This window comes from Devosia sp. BK (assembly GCF_032907385.1).
Classification (GTDB): Bacteria; Pseudomonadota; Alphaproteobacteria; order Rhizobiales; family Devosiaceae; genus Devosia.
Map to the genome: position 1 here is coordinate 343,769 of NZ_JAIMBX010000003.1, position 23,999 is coordinate 367,767.

Annotated in this window: 24 protein-coding genes and 1 pseudogene; 14 read left to right on the top strand and 11 right to left on the bottom strand. The window is 60.5% G+C overall.

Annotation, left to right across the window (positions count from 1 at the left end):
- Nucleotides 1-7: 7 nt before the first annotated feature.
- Nucleotides 8-373, bottom strand: coding sequence for a response regulator (locus DevBK_RS17230; RefSeq protein WP_061909215.1), 366 nt, complete (start codon nt 371-373; stop codon nt 8-10).
- 5 nt (nt 374-378) lie between these two features.
- The gene (locus tag DevBK_RS17235) at nt 379-1,914 is read right to left on the bottom strand and encodes a PAS domain-containing sensor histidine kinase (protein ID WP_317186327.1); all 1,536 of its coding nucleotides are present in this window, start codon (nt 1,912-1,914) and stop codon (nt 379-381) included.
- Nucleotides 1,915-2,292: 378 nt separating this feature from the next.
- Between DevBK_RS17235 and DevBK_RS17240 the strand changes: the two genes are divergently transcribed.
- From DevBK_RS17240 to DevBK_RS17280, 9 genes and pseudogenes are all read left to right on the top strand, one after another.
- Nucleotides 2,293-2,541, top strand: a complete 249-nt coding sequence (locus tag DevBK_RS17240; RefSeq protein WP_317186328.1) for a hypothetical protein — start codon at nt 2,293-2,295, stop codon at nt 2,539-2,541.
- Nucleotides 2,519-3,052 carry a hypothetical protein gene (locus DevBK_RS17245; protein ID WP_317186329.1) on the top strand — a complete coding sequence of 178 codons (534 nt, stop codon included), beginning with the start codon at nt 2,519-2,521 and terminating at the stop codon, nt 3,050-3,052. The genes DevBK_RS17240 and DevBK_RS17245 overlap by 23 nt, the downstream gene beginning before the upstream one ends.
- Before the next feature lie 18 nt (nt 3,053-3,070).
- The gene (locus DevBK_RS17250; RefSeq protein WP_317186557.1) at nt 3,071-3,625 is read left to right on the top strand and encodes a DUF4173 domain-containing protein; all 555 of its coding nucleotides are present in this window, start codon (nt 3,071-3,073) and stop codon (nt 3,623-3,625) included.
- Between the two features lie 78 nt (nt 3,626-3,703).
- On the top strand, nt 3,704-3,979 hold the full coding sequence (locus DevBK_RS17255) for a hypothetical protein (protein WP_317186330.1): 276 nt from the start codon (nt 3,704-3,706) through the stop codon (nt 3,977-3,979).
- Nucleotides 3,976-4,670: pseudogene (locus DevBK_RS17260) on the top strand (response regulator). The gene DevBK_RS17255 and the pseudogene DevBK_RS17260 overlap by 4 nt, the downstream one beginning before the upstream one ends.
- 101 nt (nt 4,671-4,771) lie before the next feature.
- Entirely contained in the window at nt 4,772-4,912 is a 141-nt protein-coding gene (locus tag DevBK_RS17265) for a hypothetical protein (protein WP_317186331.1), read from the top strand.
- Between the two features lie 103 nt (nt 4,913-5,015).
- A complete protein-coding gene (locus DevBK_RS17270) occupies nt 5,016-5,675 on the top strand; it encodes a HAMP domain-containing sensor histidine kinase (protein WP_317186332.1) in 660 nt (219 codons plus the stop codon).
- 264 nt (nt 5,676-5,939) lie between these two features.
- Nucleotides 5,940-6,872 carry an NADP-dependent oxidoreductase gene (locus DevBK_RS17275; protein ID WP_317186333.1) on the top strand — a complete coding sequence of 311 codons (933 nt, stop codon included), beginning with the start codon at nt 5,940-5,942 and terminating at the stop codon, nt 6,870-6,872.
- Nucleotides 6,873-6,905: 33 nt separating this feature from the next.
- A complete protein-coding gene (locus tag DevBK_RS17280) occupies nt 6,906-7,433 on the top strand; it encodes a cupin domain-containing protein (protein ID WP_317186334.1) in 528 nt (175 codons plus the stop codon).
- A gap of 68 nt (nt 7,434-7,501) precedes the next feature.
- Here the strand turns inward: DevBK_RS17280 and DevBK_RS17285 are convergent, their stop codons facing one another.
- The 8 genes from DevBK_RS17285 to DevBK_RS17320 form a co-directional block, all read right to left on the bottom strand.
- Entirely contained in the window at nt 7,502-8,395 is an 894-nt protein-coding gene (locus DevBK_RS17285; RefSeq protein ID WP_317186335.1) for a LysR family transcriptional regulator, read from the bottom strand.
- Between the two features lie 90 nt (nt 8,396-8,485).
- Complete coding sequence (locus DevBK_RS17290; protein ID WP_410494093.1) at nt 8,486-8,725, bottom strand: helix-turn-helix domain-containing protein; 240 nt, start codon at nt 8,723-8,725, stop codon at nt 8,486-8,488.
- Nucleotides 8,703-9,782 (bottom strand): sn-glycerol-3-phosphate ABC transporter ATP-binding protein UgpC, encoded by a 1,080-nt coding sequence (locus DevBK_RS17295; protein WP_317186336.1) that lies wholly within the window; start codon nt 9,780-9,782, stop codon nt 8,703-8,705. The genes DevBK_RS17290 and DevBK_RS17295 overlap by 23 nt, the downstream gene beginning before the upstream one ends.
- A gap of 20 nt (nt 9,783-9,802) precedes the next feature.
- Nucleotides 9,803-10,795 (bottom strand): hypothetical protein, encoded by a 993-nt coding sequence (locus DevBK_RS17300; protein ID WP_317186337.1) that lies wholly within the window; start codon nt 10,793-10,795, stop codon nt 9,803-9,805.
- Nucleotides 10,796-10,822: 27 nt separating this feature from the next.
- Entirely contained in the window at nt 10,823-11,701 is an 879-nt protein-coding gene (locus DevBK_RS17305) for a carbohydrate ABC transporter permease (RefSeq protein WP_317186338.1), read from the bottom strand.
- 3 nt (nt 11,702-11,704) lie between these two features.
- Nucleotides 11,705-12,787, bottom strand: coding sequence for a sugar ABC transporter permease (locus DevBK_RS17310; protein WP_317186339.1), 1,083 nt, complete (start codon nt 12,785-12,787; stop codon nt 11,705-11,707).
- A gap of 75 nt (nt 12,788-12,862) precedes the next feature.
- Nucleotides 12,863-14,131, bottom strand: a complete 1,269-nt coding sequence (locus tag DevBK_RS17315) for an extracellular solute-binding protein (protein ID WP_317186340.1) — start codon at nt 14,129-14,131, stop codon at nt 12,863-12,865.
- Nucleotides 14,128-15,204, bottom strand: coding sequence for a LacI family DNA-binding transcriptional regulator (locus tag DevBK_RS17320; protein ID WP_317186341.1), 1,077 nt, complete (start codon nt 15,202-15,204; stop codon nt 14,128-14,130). Before DevBK_RS17320 ends, DevBK_RS17315 begins: the two co-directional genes overlap by 4 nt.
- A 306-nt stretch (nt 15,205-15,510) precedes the next feature.
- Between DevBK_RS17320 and DevBK_RS17325 the strand changes: the two genes are divergently transcribed.
- From DevBK_RS17325 to DevBK_RS17335, 3 genes are all read left to right on the top strand, one after another.
- Nucleotides 15,511-16,692 (top strand): phosphoserine transaminase, encoded by a 1,182-nt coding sequence (locus DevBK_RS17325; RefSeq protein ID WP_317186342.1) that lies wholly within the window; start codon nt 15,511-15,513, stop codon nt 16,690-16,692.
- 102 nt (nt 16,693-16,794) lie between these two features.
- The gene (gene serA, locus DevBK_RS17330) at nt 16,795-18,378 is read left to right on the top strand and encodes a phosphoglycerate dehydrogenase (protein WP_317186343.1); all 1,584 of its coding nucleotides are present in this window, start codon (nt 16,795-16,797) and stop codon (nt 18,376-18,378) included.
- 132 nt (nt 18,379-18,510) lie between these two features.
- On the top strand, nt 18,511-19,440 hold the full coding sequence (locus DevBK_RS17335) for an aldo/keto reductase (protein ID WP_317186344.1): 930 nt from the start codon (nt 18,511-18,513) through the stop codon (nt 19,438-19,440).
- Between the two features lie 8 nt (nt 19,441-19,448).
- Here DevBK_RS17335 and DevBK_RS17340 read toward each other — a convergent pair whose 3' ends face one another.
- Entirely contained in the window at nt 19,449-20,396 is a 948-nt protein-coding gene (locus tag DevBK_RS17340; RefSeq protein WP_317186345.1) for a DMT family transporter, read from the bottom strand.
- Nucleotides 20,397-20,577: 181 nt separating this feature from the next.
- Here DevBK_RS17340 and DevBK_RS17345 point away from each other — a divergent pair, with 181 nt between their 5' ends.
- Both DevBK_RS17345 and DevBK_RS17350 read left to right on the top strand, forming a co-directional pair.
- Nucleotides 20,578-21,867 (top strand): adenylosuccinate synthase, encoded by a 1,290-nt coding sequence (locus tag DevBK_RS17345; protein ID WP_317186346.1) that lies wholly within the window; start codon nt 20,578-20,580, stop codon nt 21,865-21,867.
- Nucleotides 21,868-21,915: 48 nt separating this feature from the next.
- The gene (locus tag DevBK_RS17350) at nt 21,916-23,970 is read left to right on the top strand and encodes a hypothetical protein (protein ID WP_317186347.1); all 2,055 of its coding nucleotides are present in this window, start codon (nt 21,916-21,918) and stop codon (nt 23,968-23,970) included.
- The last annotated feature ends 29 nt before the right edge of the window (nt 23,971-23,999 follow it).

Sequence of the window (23,999 nt, forward strand, 5' to 3'; positions counted from 1 at the left end):
AGTTGTCCTACTGGATCATACGGCGGAGGGCGCTGATGAGATTGTCGGGATCGTAGGGTTTTGGGACAAACTCGGCTTCTGCGGGGATCTGGTCGCGCCGGACATGCTTATAGCCCGATGTGACGACGATCTTGATGGGGGGCCATCTGTCGCGAACGGCGGCCGCAAGCTTCAAGCCATCCATGCTGCCGGGCATGTCGACATCAGTAAAGACCAGCCTGATATCGAGGTTTTTTGCAAGGATCGCGAGTGCCTCGTCAGCATTGGCGGCTTCGAGCACCAGGAAACCTTCATTCTCAAGGCGGTCGACGATGGCCATTCTGACCAGCGATTCATCCTCAACCACGAGGACTGTGAGCTTTGAGTGCGCCATATGACTCAGCCTTTTTTGCTGGGTGTTTTAGACGCGGTGACGCTAGCCGCATCGGTTTCCAAGACACATCGAACGCCTTGCGGGGCGTAATCGATGCCAACTTGACCGCCGAAATCGGACGCCAACACCTTTGTGATTAATCTTGAGCCAAATCCTGTTCGGCTCGGTTCGCTGACCTGCGGCCCGCCGCTCTCGGCCCAGGTGAAAACGAACTTGCGCTCGTCGGCCAAACCGGAAAAGTCCCAGGAAATAGAAACACTGCCATAGGGGGCAGAGAGCGCCCCGTATTTTGCCGCATTGGTGGCAAGCTCGTGGATCGCGAGAGCCATCGACAGGGCCTGCTTGGGATTAAGGTCGATATCCCGGCCTTGGACGCTGACGCGGTTCTCGCTGGGCAAATGGGGGAGGAGGGCGCCATCTACGACTTCACGCAACGAAGCCGTCGTCCATGTGCTGTTGGTGAGAATGTCATGGGCAGTCGCCAAGGCGCTCAGACGTGAATTAAAGAGCAGCCGTCGATCAGCAATGTCTTCTCCACGCAGGGTCTGCGCGGCGATCGCGGCGACCATGGCGAGGCTGTTCTTGATGCGATGCTGCAATTCGCCGGCGAGGACTTCCTGAGTCGCGATCGACTCCATCAGCGCCAGTTCCGCCTTCTTGATATCCGTGACGTCTCCACCTTCAACGAAGATGCCGCTGATCTCACCGGCCTCATCATACATCGGCTGATATATGAAATTGAGATAGCCATTCTCGACGGGCCCGCCTGGCGTGTGCTGAAGTTCGATCTTCATGCCGCGCCCGACGAAGATTTCGCCTGTCGTAAACACCTTGTCCAGCAGCTCATAAAAGCCCTGGCCCTCAATATCGGGCAGAGCTTCGCGCACGGTTTTTCCGATGATGTCGCGATGTCCAATGAGCTGTCTATAGGCAGCATTGGTGATTTCGAAGCGGTGCTCCGGCCCGGTGAGCACGGCCATGAAGCTCGGCGCTTGTTCCAACAGCGTCCTGAGGCGGTCGAGCTCCTGCCGCCGATGGCGGCCCGCAATCACTTCAGAGGTGATTTCAAGAGCGGTGCAGAACATGCCCGCGACCTGATCGGTCTCATCATGAACAGGCGTATAGCCGAACGAGAAGTGCGTCTCGGTCGGTCGACCGTTTCGCGTCATCTGGAATTCGATATCGTCCATATAGGTTGGGGTGCCGGCATAGGCCGCATCCATGATCGGGCCAACATCCTGGATGATGTCCGACCACACCTCTGCAAACGGCTTGCCCAAGGCCCATGGATGACGGTTGGTGCACATGGGCGCATAACCGTCATTATAAAGCATGGTGCGTTCGGGCCCCCAGGCGATGAACATGGGTTGCTGCGATGTGAGCATGACCTGGACGAGGGTCCGGAGGCTTCCCGGCCAAGTCGACGGAACGCCCAAAGGCGTCGACGCCCAATCGTAACTGCGGATCAGTTCGCCAAGCGCACCACCTCCGGCGAGGAAAGCGGTATTGGAGACGACCCTATGCGCAGCATCTGCGGTCATGACTGTGGTCCAGATTGAAGCAGTGGTCGCTTGTTTGGGAATGCATGGCTTCCGTCAAGCCAAACTTCTTCGGCAAGGCCAATTCTTACGTCTCGTGATCTGGGGCCGGGCGTACTCGCTTACCTGTCCGAAAAGGTGGTCTTTAGAATGGGTGAACGCCAGACCGAGATACTGGGCTTTGCCGAGGTGTGAGCCGTCAGCGATCTATGCTGGTTGTTGTTCAGGTCAACGAGGTTAGAAACGTCGATCGCATTACCTTTAAAAACCTAAAATTAGCGGCAGAATTGGCGGGGTCGCCAGTACGACAATTGCGCCGTACCTCGATATATCCCGAGCATCTGCACAAATTCTGCAAGCCGGATCGTCAGGTTCAGCGTCATGCGCAATCCTGATCGTTCTTCGCCAAGATCCGCCACTGAACTTCCCAGCAGCGTCGTCAATGACGGCTGGTGGCTGGTGGCCGAGTTCCCCATCCCATGCAAGCCGGAGCGACGGCGGTCAGGTTGTGCCTTTCATGTCATTGCTGGAGGCAAGGCCAATGCTGAACACGACAACACCGCTATCGAGACGATCAAGCACCATAATTTGGGTTACGAGCGCGACAGTGCTTCTGGTGACGCTGAGTGATGCTCTACTGTTCGATGTGGATGCTGGGCTCAATGTCTTCTTAGTCTCCTTCGCCATTGCTTCAGCGATCATGGCATTGGCGTGGCGCAAGCGGCGATTTCGGGAGGGGGTAATCGGTTGGGTCACAGCGCTCGTCCTCTCGGTGCCGCTGCTTGAATCAGTCACGCTGATCAGCCTGGCTTTATCGGCGTGCGGCATTGGCCTTACGGCACTGATTGCCGGGCGGCTCGTGCCCCAAAATCTCGAGCGTTTCCCACTTTTGCTGTTGCGCTTCGCTGTACCGGCGCCGATCAGCCTTGCCAAAGATGCCGTGGCCTTGCGTCCGGCGGTTAGCCTGCTAGGAGGACGGAAGACTGCGCGCTGGCTCATCGCCTGGTTCGTGCCGCTCGGTCTCGGCGCCGTCTTTCTCTATCTTTTTGCGGCAGCCAATCCGCTGATCGAGACCTTGCTTTCTGCTGTCCAGCCACACAACTTCTTCAGTCTGTTCAATCCGATCCGCATCATGTTCTAGATCGCCCTTGCGGCAGGGATCTGGGCGGTGTTGCGGCCGAGGCTACTATGCATGCGGCAGCGGCGGGCGCCAGTAGAAAACGTCGTGCCCAGCAACTCGACGTGGTTCGGCAGCGCTGCGATTTTCCGTTCTCTCCTCGTCTTCAATGCGCTTTTTGCCACTCAGACAGGCATGGACCTAGTCTATCTCTGGGGTGGCGCCGCCTTGCCTGACGGGATGAGCCATGCCGAGTATGCGCATCGCGGCGCTTATCTGTTGATCGTGACGGCTCTGCTTGCCGGCGCTTTCGTGCTGTTGGCCATGCGCCGGCGTGGTCCCGTGCGTGACGATCGGGTCATCAAGGCACTGGTCTATCTCTTCATCGCGCAGAATGTGCTACTCTGCCTTTGCGCCATGCTTCGGCTCGAACTTTATGTCGAAGTATATTCCCTGACAGCGCTGCGGCTGGCGGCAGGCATATGGATGGGGTTGGTCGCGGTCGGGCTCGTCCTGATCCTCGCCCGGATCTGGTTGCGAAAGTCGAATGGATTTCTTATCGCCACCAATCTTTTGTCCCTGACGCTCGTGCTCTAAGCGTCATCTACGGTCGATCTTTCGAGCTACATTGCACGCTTCAATGTCGAGCATAGCCTCGAATTGACCGGGGAGGGCATGTCGGCCGATCTCGGTTATCTTCGCGATCTTGGGCCGAGCGCACTACTTGCCCTTGATCGGCTCATTCCGCGGCTGATGCCCGGAACAAATATTTGGGCGCGAGCCATAGCGATCCGCTCGGCACTGGCGGCGCAGTTGCTTTCCATGCAGGGCGATTGGCGTAGCTGGTCCTGGCGCACGCAGCGCCTCAAAGATTACCTGGCAATGGAAGAGGTTGTTTCCGCGCCGCCGACGCGGCACAACGATACGGTTTCCGGCAGAGAAGTGTCATGAGCCGCCGCATCTTAGTCGTCGATGACGAGCCTCATATTCGCGATGTCATCACCTTTGCGCTCGAGCGTGCCGGCATGGCCGTGACCTCAGCGCGCGATGGAGGCGAAGCGCTAGTCGCCTGGCGGCGCTACGCCCCGACCTCATCGTACTGGACATCGGCATGCCGGAGCGCGATGGCCTCGATGTCTGCCGCACCATCCGCAAAACCTCGGATGTGCCTATCCTGTTCCTCTCAGCCCGTGACGAGGAGGTTGACCGCATTATCGGGCTCGAGATCGGCGGCGATGATTATATCAGTAAGCCATTTAGCCCACGCGAACTGGTGGCGCGGGTCAAGGCGATCCTCAAGCGGAAAAGTGCCAGTCTACCGACGGCAGATACTATGCTGGCGAGGGGCGGATTACGGATCGATCGCAGCTCCCATAACGTAATGTGGGACATGGTGCCGGTATCGCTAACGCCGCTTGAGTTTGCGGTGCTGGCGGCGTTGCTCGCTCGGCCGGACATGGTTTTCTCACGCGAGGTTCTGATGGCTGCTGCATATGGCGGTGATGTGCATGTGTCGGACAGAACGATCGACAGCCATATTCGCAACATTCGCGCCAAGTTTATCGCAGCGGGTTGCGCCACTATCGTTGCAACGATCCATGGCGTGGGGTTCAGGCTAGGCTCGCTCGAGACCTCGTCGTGACCGCGCCGCGTGTTCCTGCCAAATGGCGTCCATCCTTGGCTTTGGTCATCTAAGGCGTCCTGCTTGCGATACTCGGTCTTCCATCGGGACTGATCATTTTTGTGCGCCTTCTTGGTGGGCGCAGTCTCTCGAACCTCGAGATCGGCGTACTGGTCGCTTCGCTCATCGCTACGCTCGTGATTGCCTATGTGCTGACGCGCGGTGGCGCGGCCGATCGAGGCGCTGATCGGACGCACACATGAAATTGCATCTGGCGGAAGAAGCGGGATCCGGCCGCCCGATGCCTATGGAACCGCGGAACTGGCGACGCTTTCCCAGGCGTTTCTGGACCTGGCGTCGCGCCTGATGGACCGCACCGAATATATGCGGTCCTTTGCGGCTCACGTCTCGCATGAGCTTAAATCTCCGCTGACGGCGATCCGCGGCTCGGCGGAATTGATGCGTGACGAAGGCGAGGACATGACGCCGGCCGAACGGCGGAAATTTCTGGATAATATCCTGCAAGATACAGACCGGCTCACGCGGCTCGTGGCGCGGCTTCGCGAGTTGGCGCAGGCAGAAATGCCGATCGTGCCGGGAGCGACAAGCCTAGCAGAGACATTAGGGCGGCTGCGCAGTCGGTTCGGTGGGCTCGACATCAGGTTGGTGGGCGAGGACGTGGTCGTGCCTCTTCCCGCAGAAACGTTCGATATCGTCTTTGGGCACCTCTTCGATAATTCGCTGCAGCATGGCGCGACCCGGATTACTCTAGCGACGGTTCGCGAGGAGCAAGGCCTGGGTTTTACCGTCGCCGATAATGGCGCAGGGATTTCCGAGGCCAATCGGGCGCGGATTTTCGAGCCATTCTTTACGACGCGGCGCGATGCTGGGGGCACTGGTATGGGGCTCGATATCGTCCGAGCGCTGCTGCGGGCGCAACATGCCGACATTACTCTTGAGAGCGGGGAAGGCGGGACGACGTTTCTGATCATCGCGCGTGATGGGCAGGGTGGACCGGTCGTCTAGCGTTTACCTATTGCGTTAGGGGGTAGGTAGGTCGATCTCGGTTGGTGGTGGCGGCTCACGCCCTTAAGACCGATTAGCCTGCCCTTTGTGCATTGACCATCAGTTCCACTCCCTGAATTTCAGCCCACCCGGCAGCTTCCAGCGTTCGACCATAAGCCGTTCATCGGTGGAATTTGTTCCGTGGGTGGAACGGTGCGTCCAAATTCATCGTCTCCCGCCCACCTGAGCAACGCCATACCTTGTTCATGTCAACAGGAGAACGACATGACCAACCGCGCAATGACCCTTACCGAATTCGGCGGAAAAGACGCTATCACCCTCTCGACGACGCAGATGCCGGTGGCATTGCCGGGCGTCGCCATCGTCCGCGTCAAGGCCGCAGGTATCAACGGCCTCGACTGGAAAATCCGCGAAGGCTATCTCCGCGACGTCATGCCCGTGCAGTTCCCGACCGTCCTTGGCCTTGAACTCGCCGGCGAGATCGTAGCGACCGGCGCGGATAGCCGCTTCAAAATCGGCGATCGCGTTTTTGGCCTCGCAGCGCCAGGACAAGGCGCTTATGCGGACCAAGTTGCGGTGCCCGGGGCCCTCCTCGCGCCTATTCCTCCAGGCCTGAGCGATGTGCTGGCGGCAGCCTTGCCCGTGGCTAGCCTCACCGCCTGGCAGATGTTGCATGCCGCCGGCGTGCCCAGGGCGGGCCAGACCATTATCGTTCACGGCGCCTCCGGCGGCGTCGGTACGGTGCTGGTGCAATTGGCCAAGAACCTTGGTCTCAAGGTCGTCGCAACCGCCTCAGCCGATAGCCGCATGCATCTTCAAGCACTCGGCGTCGACACCATCATCGATCGCAAGACCGAGTCGTTCGAAAATCTCGTCTCCGATGTTGACCTGGTGATCGATCTCGCTGGGGCTGATGCGCCCGACCGCTCCTGGGCCGTTTTGCGCGAGGGCGGGACGTTGGTCAGCGCCGCCCGCTTCGATGTTGGTGCGCCACGGGCCGACGGGCGCAAGGGCGTCGCCTTCATGATGCAGCCCGATAGCGCCCGGCTCGACGCCATCGCTCAAGCGGCAGCGGCGGGCGAGATCAAGGTCGTCATTGCCGAAACGGTGTCACCCGCCGGCGTGCCCGATGCCATCGAGCGTAACCGCATCGGCCACGCTCCCGGCAAGACCGTCGCCGACTTCACCCGCGCCTGATTTTCAAGCCAAAGGACAAGGACCAAGAAGAAAATGACCGAACAGATTTCCACTCTTCCCGCCGATGACCTGACCCGCACCGCCACCGTTGTTCATGCCGATGATCAAGGGCTCCTGCATCTCGGCATCGGCAACGGCACCTATACCGTGCTGGTTTCGGGCGAGCAGACCGGCGGCCGCTACACCATGATCGATATGCTGATGCCCGCCGGTGGCCCACCGCCGCACCGTCATGATTTCGAAGAGATCTTTTATATTCTAGAAGGCGAGCTCGAAATCACCTTCCGCGATGAAGTCCATCTCGTCGGACCCGGCCAAACGATCAATATTCCTGCCAATGCTCCACACGGCTTCCGTGTCGCCTCGTCAACCCCGGCTCGGTTCCTTTGCATCTGCCTGCCCGCAGGCCAGGACGACTATTTCAAGCTCGTTGGCGAAGTGCTGCCGACCCGCACCACGCCGCCAACACCGCCGACCCCTAACGTGATCGCCGAACGCCGTACGATCATGCTGGCCAATGCAGCGCGCTTCCACAGCGAGTTCCTGCCGCCAAAAGCGTAGAGCGGGACTATCGAAGTCCAACGCCCCCAGGCGGCCGTTGCGCCACGCGCAGCGGCCGCTTTGCCGTTCTATCGCGCCACATAGGCCGCAAGTTCGTCCGGACTACCCTTGGGAAAGGCCTGGCGCAGATGCTCGAGAAATGCCGCAACGCGCGCGCTCAAAAGTCGACGGGATGGATAGAGCGCCCACAGCACGATCTCGGGCGCATCAACCTCGCCCCACGACACCAGCCGGCCAGCGGCGATATCGTGGCTGACGAGTGAAATCGGCAGCCGTCCGACGCCCACGCCTGCCAAGACAGCATCGCGAACCATCGGCAAGGACGCTAGATGCAGGATAGGGTCGACCGCGATCGTCGATTTCCGCTCAGCGCCAACAAGCGTCCACGCAGTCGTCCTGTCGTTGGTGCCCCGGACAATCGCGGACACGGCTTTTCCAACAGAGGGCTGCGCAAGGCCGGGGCTCGCCACAACCACCAGTCGATCGCGCAGAAAAGCTCGTCCGACAAGGCTTTCATCGGTAGCAGGATTGACCCGGATTACCAAGTCGTAGGCCTCTTCGACCATGTCCACCGTGCGATCTTCGGTCGTCACCTCAAGCCGCACGTCGGGATATTTTTTAGAAAACTCCGCCGCCAGTTTCCCCATCGCGGTCTGGGAGAAAAGAAGTGGCGCACTAATCCGCAGGCGGCCCTGAGGTTTCTCGCCGCCCGAAGCAATCGCGGTGGCCGTTTCGTCCAGTTCGGTTAGAAGGGCGCCGGTGCGTTCGTGTAGGGCCCGGCCTTCTTCCGTCAGCTTGAGTGTCCTGCCGCCACGTTCAAAAAGCCGCAGCTGCAAGCTGGCTTCGAGTTCGCTTACCCGGCGGGACAGGGTCGCCTTTGGTCGGCCCGTCTCTCGCGCGGCTTTGCCAAATCCGCCATGTCGGGCAACGAGATTAAAATCGACAAGGGCGAGAAGATCCATCTGTTCAACCTCAGCGGGTGCCCACACATTGATCGGGAGGCGCCCTGACTGAACGCGGTTTGTGCGCTCACAGCCGCCTTCTACCACGGTCTAGATCGCGTCGGCATCCTTGCGTGGAGGCGCGCCGAAGAAGCGTATGTATTCTCGGCCGAATTGGGATGCCCTTTCATACCCCATAGCTAAACCCACGGTTGCCGCTTTGGCCTGGTCCGACACCAATCGCTGCCGCGCCTCATGCAGTCGAATATGCTTCTGGTATTGCAAGAGGCGCGGCCTTCGAGCGGCCCAAGACCAAGATTGGTCGTTATCAGACCGGCAGTGCGGTTCCATTAGCGTCGAACAGGACGACCTTACTGGCCTCGGGGGTGAGGTGCAGGGTGGCGCCGTGGGTTACGGGGAAGTCGCCGTCGAGGGCTGCGACGATGGCTTTGCCGGATGGCAGGCGCAGACTGACGATGGTTTCGTTGCCGAGGTGCTCGACGAGGGCCACCGTCGCGGTGATGGGGCCATGATCGGCTGCCTGCATTTGGTGGGGGCGAGTGCCGAGCGTCAAAGCGGCGCCGACTTTGAGGCCATCGGTGGCGACCGGGATGGATACCGGCTTCATATCCGGACCGGAGACTGTCACCACGCCTGATCCGATTTCGTCGATCGTAACGTCGAGGAAGTTCATCTTGGGCGAGCCGATGAAGCCGGCGACGAAGAGGTTGGCGGGGCGATGATAGAGTTCGAGCGGCGAACCGACCTGTTGGACGACGCCGGCATTGAGGACGACGATCTTGTCGGCCAGGGTCATGGCCTCGACCTGATCATGCGTCACATAGATCATGGTAGCGCCCAGATCCTGATGAAGTTTTGAGATCTCCATGCGCATGTCCATGCGCAGCGACGCATCGAGATTGGAGAGTGGTTCGTCGAAGAGGAACACTTCAGGCTGACGCACGATAGCGCGCCCGATGGCGACGCGCTGGCGCTGGCCGCCCGAGAGCTGGGCTGGCTTGCGATCGAGAAGGTGCTCCATCTGGAGAATACGCGCGGCTTCGCGGATTTTTGCGTCGCGCTCGTCCTTGGGGGTCTTCTTGATGCGAAGCCCGAAGCCGACATTGTCGTAGACTGTCATATGCGGATAGAGCGCATAGGACTGGAACACCATGGCGACGCCGCGGTCGCGCGGCTGCATGGCATTGACCACCTGGCCGCCGATGCTGAGTTCGCCGCCGGTGATATCTTCGAGCCCCGCAATCATGCGGAGCAGGGTGGATTTGCCACAGCCGGACGGGCCGACGAACACGACGAATTCGCCATGTTCGATCTCAAGGTTGACGCCCTTGATGACCTCGACCTTGCCATAGGTCTTCTGGAGGTTTTGCAGGCTCAGTCCAGCCATGATGTTCTCTCCGTTTTCGCTTAGACCTTGGCGCCCGGGGGCAGCTTGTCGAGTTCGGTGTGGAGGAGCCCGTCGGCATCGACGCGCACCGGGATCGGGTCGGACACCTGGCCGATGAAGGAGCCATCGGCGGCGTCGTGGAGGAAGCCCATGAAGACGAGGCCATTGTCGGTTTCGACGATCTTGCCGGCATAGCGGCTGCCCTGGGCCCCATCGAAGAATGGACCGGGCGCAACTTCCCATGGGCCCTGCGGATCATCGGCCATCAGATAGTGCGAGCCGCGGACCGGCGTTTCCGGGTTGAACTTTTTGTAAGCCTCGGACCAGTGCGAGCCGTCGGTGCAGAACAGCATGTACCACTTGCCGTTCACTGCGAAGACCTGCGGCACTTCCATCTGGCCGAACATGCCGCCCTTATAAACGGGGGGCTGCAGCGTCCAGCTATTGAGATCGGGCGAGGTGGCAAAGCCAACGGTGCCACCGGCATTGGGCTCGGTCGTGCCGGGCTGGCGCGCGACCATATACATGATCCAGCCATCGCCACTGGGGTTCTTCATCACCCATGGATCGCGGAAGGCGCGGTCGTGCCAGTGGCCGGGGGTGTATTCTTCGTAATCGGGGCCGGAAATGTCGAGCGCGAGGCCATTGCCGACGCGCGTCCAGTTGTGGCCATCGGTCGAGGTGGCGTGGCCGATGCGCTGCTTCATGCCGTCTTCGGCGTGCTCGGTACCGGTGTAAAAGAGGTGCCAGAGACCGGTGTCATCACGCAGGGTCGAGCCGGTCCAGGTGGTCCAATCGTCCCATGCGGTCGGAGCGGCAGGTGCAAAGGTCGTGCCGAGATGGGTCCAGTTGATCAGGTCTTTGGAAACCGCGTGGCCCTGGGTGACATTGCGGTGGCGCATGTCTGGATGGGCGAGGGTGTTGTCGGCCTGGAGGAAATAGATGTGGTAGTCGTCCCCATCGCGATAGGTCCAGAAATCCCAAATCCATTTGTCTTTAAGTGCGAGAACCAATGTCGTGTCTTTCTAGCTGGAGACGCTCTAACCCTTGATGCCGGTTGAGGCGATCGAGGTGATGAAGGCGCGCTGGAGGAAAAGGTAGAAGGCGAGGACCGGCAGGGTGATCATGGAGAGGTAGGCCATGACCTCGCCCCAGGCGGTGTTGAGCTGGAAGAAGTATTGGAGACCAACCATGACCGGTCGGAACTGCTCGGATTGGGTGACCATGAGCGGCCAGAGATACTGGTTGTACATGGCGAGGAATTTGAGGATGGCGGCCGTTGCAAAGACCGGGCCGGCGATCGGCACGATGACCATGGAATAGACCTGGAACCAGCTTGCCCCATCGAGACGCGCCGCTTCGACCAATTCCTTGGGCAGATCGCGGAAGAACTGGACGAAGAGGAAGATTGTCAGCGCATCGGCGAGAAAGGGGACGATCTGGACGTGATAGGTATTGAGCCAGCCCCAGGTGACGCCATTGCCGCCGATCCAGGGGAGCGAATTGACCACCATCAGCATCGGCACGGCAATGGTTTCGAAGGGCACGATGAGCGTCGCAATTATGATCGAAAGGACGATCTCCTTGCCGCGGAATTCGAGGAAGACGAAGGCGAACGCTGCCATCGAGCAGAGGAAGAGCGAGCCGACGACGGTCAGCGACGTCACGAGGATGGAGTTGAAGACAAAGAGCCCCACCGGCGCACGGCGGAACGCGGCGAAGTAATTGTCGAGCGAGATATCTCCGATCGGCAGGAAAGCGTTGAACGAGGATGTGTCGCGCAGCAATTGCAGGTCGGGCTTGAACGAGCTCACCACCATGAAGACGATGGGGAAGACGAAGACCAGGGCGACAAGGATCAGCAGCAGATATTTGAGGCTGATCTTGAGGCGTTGATTGGGCGAGGTGACAGCAGCCATGTTCTAGCGCTCCCGGGTGAGGTAGCGCTGGACCAGCGAGATCGTGAGCACCATGAGGAACAGCAGCACCGAGATGGCAGAGCCACCGGCAATATTCTGTTGCTCATAACCGCGCTGCACGGCCTGGAAGACCAGCGTCTGGGTGGAATCGAGCGGCCCGCCATTGGTCATGACGTCGATCTGCGAAAAGAGCGCGAAGGCCTGCATGGTGATGACCACAAGGATCAGGACCGCGGTATTGCGCAGGCCTGGCCAGGTGACGAAGCGGAATTTTTGCCAGCTTGAAGCGCCTTCGATATCGGCGGCTTCATAAAGCGTCAGCGGGATGTTCTGGAGGCCCGCCAGCCAGATCACCATATGGAAGCCAACCGCCTGCCAGATCGACATGACGATGATGGCCCACATGGCCGTATCGGGATTGCCCAGCCAATCGACCGGCTGGAAATGGCCGAAGGAGAGGAACTGGAGGAGATTGTTGAGGAGCCCGCTGCGCCCGTCATAGATGAAGCGCCAGAGGAGCGAGACGACGACGATCGAGACGACGACCGGCATAAAATAGACGGTGCGGAAGACGTTTATGCCGCGCAGCTTCTGATTGATCATCAGCGCCAAAAGGAGCGCGATAATGGATTGGAGGGGCGCGACGATGGCGACGAAGAAGAGGGTATTGGTCAGCGCCTTCATGAAGACGAGGTCGCGGGCGAGGACCAGAACCTTGGAATTGCCCCAGTCCCAGCCGAACCATTCGCGCATGCCGTTGAGATGCTGGAAATCGGGATTGTTGCGGGTGAATTCGCGGACGCGCGGATAGCTCAACTCGCCGCTATAGCTGACGATAAGGCTACCGTCTTCGGCCTTTTCCGGCTCCAGCACCAGAGTGCCAACGCCGAGCAATTGCTCGAAATTCGAGGTGCCGACGAATTGGGTCGGATTGGGCGAAATCAGCCGCTGGTTGGTGAAGGAAAACCAGAAGGCCAGAAGAAACGGCACGATCAGGAAAAGCGTGATCAGCAGCAGCGCAGGGCCGCTCATCAGCCATCCGGCGAGCGTATTGGATTGCAGCGATTTGGTCTGTTTGGGGCGCATGTGCGACTGCCTTGAAGACGTGCCGGGAGGCCGGCCCAGAAAAAATCCGGGCCGACCGTGCTCGGGAGGGAGAGGTTACTGCGCGGCAGCGTAATTGTTGTTGCGCGCGATATCGGCGTTGATGGCGTCGGTTGCCGCGTCGAGCGCGTCGACGACGTCAGCGCCATTGGCGATGTCCGAGAGCGCCTTGCGGAATTCGAGCGCTTCGAACACATAGCCCGGGGTCACCGGACGCAGCATGGCCTGCTTTTCAGAGAGCGCGTAGAAGCTTTCGAGCGCGCCGCCGGGAGCGTAGTTCTTGGTGAACGCCGCGGCTTCAGCGGTTGCCGGGATCAGGCCGATGCCATCGGAGAAGGCGGCGAGGTACTTTGGCTGCAGGGCGAACTCGATGAAGGCGCTGGCGCCATCGGGGTGCGCAGAGGTCGCCGACACACCGAACTGCCAGGAAGCGCCGCCGATCTTGGGGCCATTGCCAAAGTCTGGCGCAGGAAGGAAGAGCACGTCGTCGCCGAGGGCTTCGAGCGTCTTGACCGCCACCCAATTGCCGTTCCACTGCAGGGCATAGTCGCCATCGATGAAGCCGGTTTCGTGGCTGGCCATGTCCTGGCTCGTGCCGGGCACATAATTGTTGGTGAAAAGGCTCTGCCACCATTCGCCGAACGCGACGGCGGCATCGCCATTGAGCGCGCCTTCGGCGGTTTCATAGGAGGTGCGATCGACGAGATCGCCGCCGAAGCTCCAGAGGAAGGGCGCGAAGGCATAAGGATACCATTCGCCCTGATCGGCCATGCCGAGGTTGAGCGGATAGTCGAATTCGCCCGAAGCCTTGAGGGTTTCAAGGATGCCGTTGAACTCTTCGCCGGTCCATGGCTGTTCGAGGGTCGGAATGCGGATGTTGAACTTCTCGAGCGTCGACTTGCGGGCATACATGGCGACCGCAGCGTCCCAGAGGCCGACCGAATAGACCTGATCGTTATACTTGCCGATCGCGCCGGGCAGGAAACCATTGAGCGCGCCTTCGGAAAGCTGGAGCGGCTGCATATAGCCGGCCCAGGCCCAGTTCGGCATCACGGGACCATCGACGTCGATGATGTCGGGCAGATTGCCGGCAACGGCGGCGGCGACGACGGAGTCGTTGTAAGCGGCCTGCGGGAATTCCTGCAGCGAGACTTTCCAATCGGTCTGCGAACCGTTGAAATCGGTGATGATGCCGTTGATCAGGTCACGTTCCACCGTGCTGCCGGCGCCATGGTACCACATGGTCAGGTTGGTCTGGGCGAACGCGGCGCCGCCGAAGGCGGTGCTGAAGGCCAGCGTTGCAGCGAGAAGCTTCAGGGATTTCATATGTCTTTCCTCCTGGTCGATAATTGGGTGATGGTTGTGTCGCGCGGCTGGACGCTGTCGCGCCAAGCGACGGGGCCAGAGACCAGCTCCTGGGCTGGCTCGGCCGGGCGTTGCGTGCCGGCGATGAGACGCAAAAGCTTGTCGGCAGCGCGGGCGCCCATGGCGGCATAGGGCAATTGGGCGCTGGTCAGGCCGGGATGCAGGTGCTCCGCGATCATGCGATAATCGTCGTAACCGGCGACCGAGATATCGCGCGGGATGGCCATGCCGCGTTCGCGCAGGAGGCCATAGACCCGCATTGCCATCTTGTCGTTGGCGCAGCAGATCACCGTCGGCTCGGCGCGGAGGACACGGTCGAGTGCATCCCAGAGCAGATCGAATTCGTGCGCGGCATTGGCGAGGGCGCCGACCTGAACAAGTTGCTCGTTGAAGGCGATGCCGTTGCTCGCAAGCGCGCGCCGATAGCCATCCATGCGGAGGCCCGAGGCAATCTGCTGCTCGGGCAGGGTGAGGAAACCGATGCGGCGATGGCCCCGCTTGATCAACCCATCGACCAGGGTGAACTGGCCACCCGCGTCATCGGGCAGAACGGCCGGCGTCTCGTCGGCATCAAAGCAATTGACGAGCACCATGGGCCGATCGCGCAGATTGGCCGGCAGGCTGACTTCGCGGTGATATTCGGCGACGTAAAGCACGCCCTCGACGCGGTGCTCGCGGAAGGTCTGCAAAAGGGCGGGGATGCGATCGACCTGGCCGCCGCTATCGGCGATGAGCAGGGTACGATTGCTCTGGGCGATGACGCGCTGCGCGCCCTGCACGAGATAGATTTCGGGAAGGCCAGTATCTTCGAAATGGTGTGTGGTGCTGATGGCGCCGGTGATCATGCCGATCAGCCCGGAGCGCTGGGAGCGCATGGTGCGGGCGGCGCTCGAGGGCACATAGTTGAGCGAGAGCATGGCTGCTTCGACGACTTCGCGCGTCTTTTCGTTGACGGGCGCGTCCCCGTTCATGACGCGACTGACCGTCTTGGGCGATACACCCGCAACTTTCGCGACGTCATAGATTGTGGCCAAGCGATCCTCCCTTGGTTGGACTGATCCGGCACACCGCGCTGCCAACCAATCCACCCTCGACGTCTCCCCGGTGATTATGACACCGATGTCATGACATCGGTGTCATATATGCATCTTGTGTTTATTCGGTCAATCCCTGTTGCTGAAGGTCTGTTGCGAGCACATCCTAAGCGCCGATTTTTGGGCGATGTTGCAACCAAAAATGCCAACCAACTCCGGTTGACGCCTTCGAGGCGGAGGAGTATCTCGGTTCTCAGGACATCTCGCCCTAACGCGAGACCATAGGCCTGGGAGGGCCGCTAGAGAATGGCTGATACGCCCCTGACCGCACCGGCGGTAAAACCGGCTAATCCAAATTTTTCGTCGGGTCCATGTGCCAAGCGTCCAGGCTGGACGGTTGAGGTGCTTGCTGGCGCGCTGACTGGCCGCTCGCACCGCGCCAAGCCTGCCAAGGCGCGCATTCAGCAGGCTATCGACCTGACGCGCGAACTTCTCGAAGTCCCTGCCGACTATCGGATCGGCATTGTTCCCGCGTCCGATACGGGTGCGGTCGAAATGTTCCTATGGAGCGCGCTTGGTGCTCGGGGCGTCGATATGCTGGCTTGGGAATCGTTTGGTGCCGGTTGGGTAACCGACGTGCAGAAGCAGCTCAAACTTGCTGATTGCCGCGTTCTGGAAGCGCCCTATGGCGAACTGCCTGATCTGACGCAGGTCGATTTCAACCGCGATGTGGTGTTCACCTGGAATGGAACGACTTCGGGCGTGCGCGTGCCGAATGCGGACTGGATCCCGGCTGACCGCGAAGGCCTGACCATCTGCGACGCGACCTCGGCGGCCTTTGCGCAGAAGCTCGATTTTGCGAAGCTCGATGTCGTCACCTTCTCCTGGCAGAAGGCTCTGGGCGGTGAAGCCGCGCATGGTATTCTCATTCTTTCGCCGCGCGCGGTCGAACGTCTCGAAACGTTCAAGCCTGATCGCCCGCTGCCCAAGATTTTCCGCATGACCAAGGGCGGCAAGCTGATCGAAGGGATTTTCAAGGCGGAAACGATCAACACTGTCTCGATGCTCTGCATCGAAGACGCGATCGACGCGATGCAGTGGGGTCTGCAGGTTGGCGGTTTGCAGGCCATGCAGGCTCGTGCCGATGCCAATTATGGGGTATTGGCCGATTGGGTGGAACAGACCGATTGGGTCGATTTCCTCGCCAAGAAGTCCGAACAACGTTCGAACACCTCCGTGTGCCTCTCGATTGTCGATCCGGACATCACCGCGCTCGATGACGATGGTCAGGCCGCTTTTGCCAAGGCGATCGTGGCGCGGCTGGACAAGCTCGGCGTGGGTTATGATTTCGGCTCCTATAAGGACGCGCCCGCTGGCCTGCGTATCTGGGCTGGCTCGACGGTGGAAGCATCCGATCTCGCGGCACTGACGCCGTGGCTCGACTGGGCTTTTGCCGAGGAAAAGGCCGCGCTCAAGGCTGCTGCCTGATTTTTGGCCCCGCCAGCTGGCGGGGGTACACCCCTACATTCACGCGATTCACGCGGCGCTGATCGACCTGCTGCCGCATCCAAATTGGAAAAGCCCAAGCAAATGCCAAAAGTTCTCGTTTCCGACAAACTGAGCCCGACCGCCGTCCAGATCTTCAAGGACAATGGCGTCGAAGTCGACTACCTGCCCGATCTCGGCAAGGACAAGGAAAAGTTCCTCGAAGCCATCGGCCAGTATGATGGCCTTGCCATCCGTTCGGCCTCGAAGGTGACTGAAAAGATCATCGCTGCCGCGACCAATCTGAAGGTTATCGGCCGCGCCGGTATCGGTGTCGACAATGTCGATATTCCGGCGGCGACGAAGAAGGGCATCATCGTGATGAACACGCCCTTCGGCAATTCGATCACGACGGCCGAGCATGCCATCGCCATGATGTTTGCGCTGGCGCGCCAGTTGCCCGAGGCTGACGCTTCGACCCGTGCCTCGAAGTGGGAAAAGAACCGCTTCATGGGTGTGGAAGTCACCAACAAGACGCTTGGCCTGATCGGCGCCGGTAATATCGGTTCGATCGTTGCCGACCGCGCCATTGGTCTGCGGATGAAGGTCATTGCCTTCGATCCGTTCCTGACGCCGGAACGCGCCCAGACGCTGGGTGTCGAAAAGGTCGAGCTCGACGATCTGCTGGCCCGCGCCGATTTCATCACGCTGCACACGCCTTTGATCGATGCGACGCGCAATATTCTCAATGCCGAAAACCTCGCCAAGACCAAGAAGGGCGTGCGCATCATCAATTGCGCCCGTGGCGGTCTGATCGATGAAGAGGCTCTCTACAATGCGCTGAAGTCGGGCCATGTCGCTGGCGCAGCGCTCGACGTGTTCCTCGTCGAGCCCGCGGAAAACAATCCGCTGTTCGAGCTGCCCAACGTCATCTGCACACCGCACCTTGGCGCCTCGACGACAGAAGCGCAGGAGAATGTGGCACTGCAGGTTGCCGAGCAGATTTCGGCTTACCTGATGACCGGCGAGATCACCAATGCGCTCAACTTCCCGTCGATTTCGGCGGAAGAAGCCCCGATCATCACGCCTTGGGTGAAGCTTGCCGAAGCGCTGGGCTCCTTTGCGGGCCAGCTCACGGAAACAGCCATTACCGGCATCAAGATCGAGTTTGAAGGTACGCCGGCTGGGCTCAACACCCGTCCCATGGTCGCTGCCGCCATCAATGGCGTGCTAAAACCGTCGCTTGGGGACATCAACATGGTTTCGGCGCCGCAGATCGCCAAGGATCGCGGTATCACAGTGGAGACCACGACCCGCGACCAGCAAGGTGCCTATGAAGGTTATGTCCGCCTGACCGTGACCACCGAACAGCAGACCCGCGCCGTTGCCGGCACGATTTTCGCCAATGGCAAGTCGCGCGTTATCCAGGTCAAGGACATCAACATGGAAGCGGAACTCACCCCGTCCATGCTCTATGTCACCAATGAGGACAAGCCGGGTCACATCGGTCGCCTCGGTACACTGCTCGGCACGCTTGGCATCAATATCGCCAATTTCAACCTCGGTCGTGCCGACGTTGGTGGCGATGCCATCGCGCTTGTCTCCATCGACGGGACGCTGACTGAAGAGCAATTGGCCAAGATCGCGGCGCTTGAAGGCGTCAAGCAGGCCAAGGCCGTACGCTTCTAAGACAAGTTCAATTATTGACAATTGGCCCCGCCGGCATGCTGGCGGGGCTTTCTTTTTGGGCGTGCGACGCGCTACTCTCCGGCGTCCCCTGCGCCGGCTTCTGGCGCCAATCCCAAAAATTTCGAGGTTCTGATGAAGACCTTCAAGGTGCCCCACACCGATCTGACCGTGTCGAGCGTCGTGCTTGGCTTGATGCGTATCGCCAAGATGAGCGACAGCGAAATCCAGGCGCTGTTTGGCGCGGCGATGGATGCCGGCGTCACGGTTTATGACCATGCCGATATCTATGGCGGCGAGCGTCATCGTTGCGAGGAGCGATTTGGCGAAGCCATCACGCTCACCGCCGCCGATCGCGAAAAGATCCTGATCCAGTCTAAGGTCGGCATCCGCAAAGGATTTTTCGATTTTTCGTCCGAGCATATTTTGCAGACGGTCGATGAATCATTGGCGGCGCTTCGCACCGATTATCTCGATGTGCTGCTGCTGCATCGGCCCGACACCCTGGTCGAGCCCGAAGATGTCGCTGCCGCCTTCGACAAGCTCGCAGCCTCGGGCAAGGTGCGCCATTTCGGCGTTTCCAACCATACGCCCGGCCAGATCGAAGTGCTGAAGACGGCGGTGAAACAGCCGCTGCTGTTCAATCAGGTCCAGCTCAGCGTCACCCATGCCAATCTCTTCGCGCAGGGTGTCGCGGCCAATATGAATGGGCTCGACCAATCGATCAGCCGCGACAATGGCCTGCTCGATTATTCTCGTCTCAAGGGCATGATGCTGCAGGCCTGGTCGCCGTTCCAGAAGGGGTTCTTCGACGGCGTTTTTGTTGGCGATCGGGAAGAGTTTCCCGAACTCAATGAGGCGCTCGATGAGCTGGCTGAGAAATACAGCGTAACGCCGACAGGCATTGCGGTGGCCTGGATCACGCGCCACCCGGCCAATGTCCAGGTGGTTCTTGGTACGACCAAACCTTCGCGCGTTACGGAATGCGCGGCGGGATCATCCGTGCCGCTAACGCGAGAGGAATGGTATCGTCTGTTCCGCACGGCGGGGCATACGCTGCCGTAAGCATGCGTCTAGGCGGCGCTTTTCCGCGCCGCCCACTCCGCCAGGATGATGCCGGTGATGATTATGGCGGCGGCCAGGAAGTGATAGGCCTCAAGGTGCTCGCCTAAAATGATCACCGAGCCCAGCGTGCCGAAAACCGGAATGAGATTGTGGCTCGGTGCGGCACGATTGGCGCCGACCAGTTCGACGCCGCGGGCATAGGCGATCTGGCTGAACATGGATGGGAAGGTCGCGACATAGGCGATGACCAGCCAGACAGTCGGGGACATTTGCGGCAACGTCGCCACCGTTCCGAGCCCGCCGCCGAACAGCGCCAGCATAATCACCGCTGCGGTTGCCGCGCCGAAAAACGATACGGCCATGAAGCTGAAGACATGGACCTTTGGACGAAAGCGCAAAGCAAGCGTATAGGCAGTGTAGGCGAGGCAGGCGAGGATGACGAAACCATCGCCGAGATTGATGTCCATGCGCAGAATCCGCGATGGATCGCCGTGCGTCGCCGTCAGAATGACGCCGAAAATTGCGAGCAGCACGCCAAAAATCTGCAGCCATCTGGCGCGCACGCGAAAAATCAAAAAGTTGGCGCCCAGAATCAGCATGGGCAGTGACGCCTGCTCGATCGCCGAATTGACCGCCGTGGTCATGGTGAGGCCGACGTAAAGCAGCGCATTGAAGAGCGCGTAGCCGATAATGCCGTAGCTCATCAGCACCGGCCACGAGCGTTTCACTTCATCCCAATCGGCGCGCAAATGATGCCAGGAAAAGGGGAGAATGAACAGCGTCGCCAGGACACACCGGCAGGCGAGCAGCAGGAATGGGCTGATTTCGCCGACTACAAGCTTGGCGGCGATGACATTGCCGCCCCAGAAAAGCGGCGCCAGAACCAGCAAAAGATAGGGCTGATCGAGAATTCTGGCGGTTATGCTGCGATTTTCGATGGTCTGCGGCTTTGTCATCGGCGCTTGGGTGATGTAAGGACAGTCGGACTTATCAGTTATTCGGCTGCATTCAAACCCGACACCGGGCGCGGCCGAAAGGACGAATGTCCGCCACTTGGGTAAGGGTGCAGCCTTTCTGGCCGGCCCGATTTCTGTCGTGCCGGGCCTTGGCACGCCTTAAGTTAAGGAAGACTGGACTATGGCGAATGTGGTTGTCGTCGGCTCTCAATGGGGTGACGAGGGCAAGGGCAAGATCGTGGATTGGCTCTCGGAACGCGCCGACGTCGTCGTGCGCTTCCATGGTGGTCACAATGCCGGCCATACCCTTGTGATCGATGGCGTGAGCTACAAGCTCGCGCTGCTACCCTCGGGCCTTGTCCAGGGCAAGCTCTCGGTCATCGGCAATGGCGTCGTCGTCGATCCCCACCATTTCGTCCAGGAAATGGCCAAGCTGCGCGGGCAGGGGGTCGAGATTACCCCGCAGATCCTGCGTATTGCCGATAATGCGCCGCTCATCCTGTCGCTCCATCGCGAGCTCGACGGTATTCGCGAAGACGCCAATTCCGGCCTCAAGATCGGCACCACACGCCGCGGCATTGGCCCAGCTTACGAAGATAAGGTCGGCCGTCGCGCCATCCGCCTTATCGATTTGTCCGAACCCGATACGCTCATGCCCAAGATCGAGCGTCTCCTGTCGCACCATAATGCGCTCCGGCGCGGCATGGGTCTTGGCGAGATCGACGCACAGACGATCTATGACGAGCTGACGTCCATCGCCGGCGAAATCCTGCCCTTCATGGATCAGGTCTGGCGCGTGCTCGATGACAAGCGCCGCGAAGGCGCGCGGATTCTTTTCGAAGGTGCGCAGGGTGCGCTCCTCGATAATGATCATGGCACCTATCCTTTCGTGACCTCGTCCAACACCGTTGCCGGTCAGGCCGCCGCCGGTTCAGGCCTTGGGCCAACGGCGATCGGCTATGTCCTGGGGATCACCAAGGCCTATACGACGCGTGTCGGCAAAGGCCCGTTCCCCTGCGAGCTCGATGATGAAATCGGCCGCCACCTCGCGACGGTCGGCAAGGAAGTCGGCGTCAATACGGGCCGTCCGCGCCGCTGCGGCTGGTTTGATGCGGTCCTCGTCCGCCAGACGGTCAAAACCTCGGGTATTACCGGGATCGCTTTGACCAAGCTCGACGTTCTCGATGGTCTGAAAGAGATCAAGGTCTGCGTCGGCTATGAGCTTGATGGATCACGCATTGATTATTTGCCCGCCTCAATGGGGGCACAAGCCCGCGTTAAGCCTATTTATGAGACGCTTGAGGGCTGGTCCGAAACGACTGCCGGCGCGCGTTCATGGGCCGAGCTGCCGGCCCAAGCCGTCAAATATGTTCGCTATATCGAAGAGCTGATCGGGGCCCCGGTCGCATTGTTGTCCACTAGTCCCGAACGCGCAGATACCATCTTGGTAGTTGACCCGTTCCAAGACTGATAAAACTTGCTAAAAGACGTCGCTGCAATTGTGAGTACCCAGTAGCCAATGGCGGACTATAAGGAGCTGTTGCGCCGAGCAATCTCGGCGCTGCCGGAGAACAATGGAGCTGCGCGCCGCGCAGTTTACGAAAAGGCACGCGCCGCCCTTGTCGGGCAGTTGCGGTCTATCCAGCCTCCTTTGCCGGCTCGCGAAATCACCCAGCACCGCCTGCAGCTCGAAGACTGCATCCGTCAGGTCGAGCAGGAAGCGAGCGAAGCCGTCATCAGCCTTGGGCGCGACGCCATGCTCGCGCCCAAACCGGCAGCGGCGGCTCCTCAGCCCGCGCCACAACCCGCCGAGCCCGATCCAGTCGCGGTCATCAGCCCACGACCAACTGCACCCGAACCGCGCCCTGCACAAAGTTTCGTGCCGCCGCAAGCCGTCGAGCGCCCAGCGCCGCAGCCGGTTTTCGTTCAGTCGGAGCCCGAACCTGAACCAGAGCCGGAATATGTTCCGGAGCCTGAGCCAGAACCGATTGTTGAGGCGGTCGACGAACCTGCCGATGACGATACGCTCACGCAAAGCCCGATGGATGAAACCCTCTCGATCGAGGAAATCATTAGCCAGGCTGCCGATGCGGGTGGCGCCAAGGTCCAGTCCTCGACGCTGCCGTTCGAGCTGCGTCCGGCCGAACGTCCGGGCGTCGCAAAATCCGATGAGCCCGATTTTGTGCCGCCGCCCGCGGTTGCGCCGGTTCCGCTCAAGCGCCCCGATTTCACGCCGCGCCGCGACGTTGCGGCCATTGGTGCCGCTGCTGCTGTCGGATTTGGTGGCACCGCGTCTGCTGTTGCCCGCGTTGAGCCCTCGCTCGGCGGCAGCGCCGCTTTGGCGCGCCAGCCGGTCATCGAGCCCGAGATCACCGTTGTCGAGCGCCCGGTCGAAACCGCGCTCTCGAGCGTGCGCGAAGTCGAGATCGATGACGGCGCCAAGGAAGCCGAAGGCGCCATCGAGCGTGCCATCGAGACGCTTGATCGCGAAGCACGCGGCGAAGTATCGGAAACGACGGCGAGTGGAGAGACTCCAGCTCTCGCCGATGCCGGCCTTGCCGAAGACAATGCCGATCCGAGTGCCTTTGACACGGCTGGCAGCCAGCGTCGCCAGGGTGCAGGTCTGACCATTTTCCTCATCGTCTTTGCCTTGCTGCTCGCGGGTGCCGGTGGCGCCGGTTTCTGGGCGTGGCGCGAAGGTTATGTCGACCTCGACCAGATGTTCGGCCGCGCCGCAGCACCGGTGACCCAGACGGCGGATACACCCATCGCAACGACGCCAACGCTCGATGCGCCGAGCGTCAACGAGACGACGACAGGCCCCGGCAATACGGCGACGACCCCGACGATCGAACCGACAACGTCGATCGACGGCACCGAAGATCGCTTGGAGCCGACACCAGAAGCGGTTACGCCTAATGGCACTGAAACAGCCTTGCCCTCGCTCAATGGCGGTGAGGTCAAGACCGAAGAGCGCCTCTCGGGCGCCGATACCAGCATCGCCGCAACCAACGATCCCGCGAATAGCGTCGATCCGGCCGTGCTCGCTGGCAGCCAGTCGCTGCTGCTTGAGGCCTCGTCCGATGGCCGCACTGGCGCCGTGCCCTTCTCTGGTACCGTCGATTGGGCCAAGGGCGAAGATGAACTCGGTCAGCCGACCCTCGTTGGCAAGGCGAGCATTCCGGCACGTGCGCTCAATGTCTCGGTGACGATCCGCCGGAATACCGATCCAAGCCTGCCGGCCAGCCACCTGATGGAAGTCAATTTCGACGTCAGCGATACCTTTGTCGGCGGCTCGATTTCCAGCCTTCCAGGCGTTCTCCTAAAGAACGAAGAACTTGTGCCCGGCACGCCGCTCGTCGGCGCCTCGGCGCGTATCGTAGGCAATAGCTTCCTCTTTGCCTTGAGTTCATCGCCAGATGACGAGACGGCCAACGTCAACCTTCTCGAAAACCGGCGCTGGCTCGATCTGGCGATCGTCTACGGGACGGGCCGCAACGCCATCCTGACGCTCGAAAAAGACAGCGAGGCGGACGCGCTTTTCAAGGAAGTGTTCGCCGCCTGGGCACAGTAATCAAAAGGCCGCTGGGTGAAACCAGCGGC

Coding starts and splice junctions, on each gene's coding strand:
- DevBK_RS17230 (WP_061909215.1), bottom strand. CDS start 373: ATGGCGCACTCAAAGCTCACAGTCCTCGTGGTTGAGGATGAATCGCTG.
- DevBK_RS17235 (WP_317186327.1), bottom strand. CDS start 1,914: ATGACCGCAGATGCTGCGCATAGGGTCGTCTCCAATACCGCTTTCCTC.
- DevBK_RS17240 (WP_317186328.1), top strand. CDS start 2,293: ATGCGCAATCCTGATCGTTCTTCGCCAAGATCCGCCACTGAACTTCCC.
- DevBK_RS17255 (WP_317186330.1), top strand. CDS start 3,704: ATGTCGGCCGATCTCGGTTATCTTCGCGATCTTGGGCCGAGCGCACTA.
- DevBK_RS17270 (WP_317186332.1), top strand. CDS start 5,016: ATGGACCGCACCGAATATATGCGGTCCTTTGCGGCTCACGTCTCGCAT.
- DevBK_RS17275 (WP_317186333.1), top strand. CDS start 5,940: ATGACCAACCGCGCAATGACCCTTACCGAATTCGGCGGAAAAGACGCT.
- DevBK_RS17280 (WP_317186334.1), top strand. CDS start 6,906: ATGACCGAACAGATTTCCACTCTTCCCGCCGATGACCTGACCCGCACC.
- DevBK_RS17285 (WP_317186335.1), bottom strand. CDS start 8,395: ATGGATCTTCTCGCCCTTGTCGATTTTAATCTCGTTGCCCGACATGGC.
- DevBK_RS17290 (WP_410494093.1), bottom strand. CDS start 8,725: ATGGAACCGCACTGCCGGTCTGATAACGACCAATCTTGGTCTTGGGCC.
- DevBK_RS17295 (WP_317186336.1), bottom strand. CDS start 9,782: ATGGCTGGACTGAGCCTGCAAAACCTCCAGAAGACCTATGGCAAGGTC.
- DevBK_RS17305 (WP_317186338.1), bottom strand. CDS start 11,701: ATGGCTGCTGTCACCTCGCCCAATCAACGCCTCAAGATCAGCCTCAAA.
- DevBK_RS17310 (WP_317186339.1), bottom strand. CDS start 12,787: ATGCGCCCCAAACAGACCAAATCGCTGCAATCCAATACGCTCGCCGGA.
- DevBK_RS17315 (WP_317186340.1), bottom strand. CDS start 14,131: ATGAAATCCCTGAAGCTTCTCGCTGCAACGCTGGCCTTCAGCACCGCC.
- DevBK_RS17325 (WP_317186342.1), top strand. CDS start 15,511: ATGGCTGATACGCCCCTGACCGCACCGGCGGTAAAACCGGCTAATCCA.
- serA (WP_317186343.1), top strand. CDS start 16,795: ATGCCAAAAGTTCTCGTTTCCGACAAACTGAGCCCGACCGCCGTCCAG.
- DevBK_RS17335 (WP_317186344.1), top strand. CDS start 18,511: ATGAAGACCTTCAAGGTGCCCCACACCGATCTGACCGTGTCGAGCGTC.
- DevBK_RS17340 (WP_317186345.1), bottom strand. CDS start 20,396: ATGACAAAGCCGCAGACCATCGAAAATCGCAGCATAACCGCCAGAATT.
- DevBK_RS17345 (WP_317186346.1), top strand. CDS start 20,578: ATGGCGAATGTGGTTGTCGTCGGCTCTCAATGGGGTGACGAGGGCAAG.
- DevBK_RS17350 (WP_317186347.1), top strand. CDS start 21,916: ATGGCGGACTATAAGGAGCTGTTGCGCCGAGCAATCTCGGCGCTGCCG.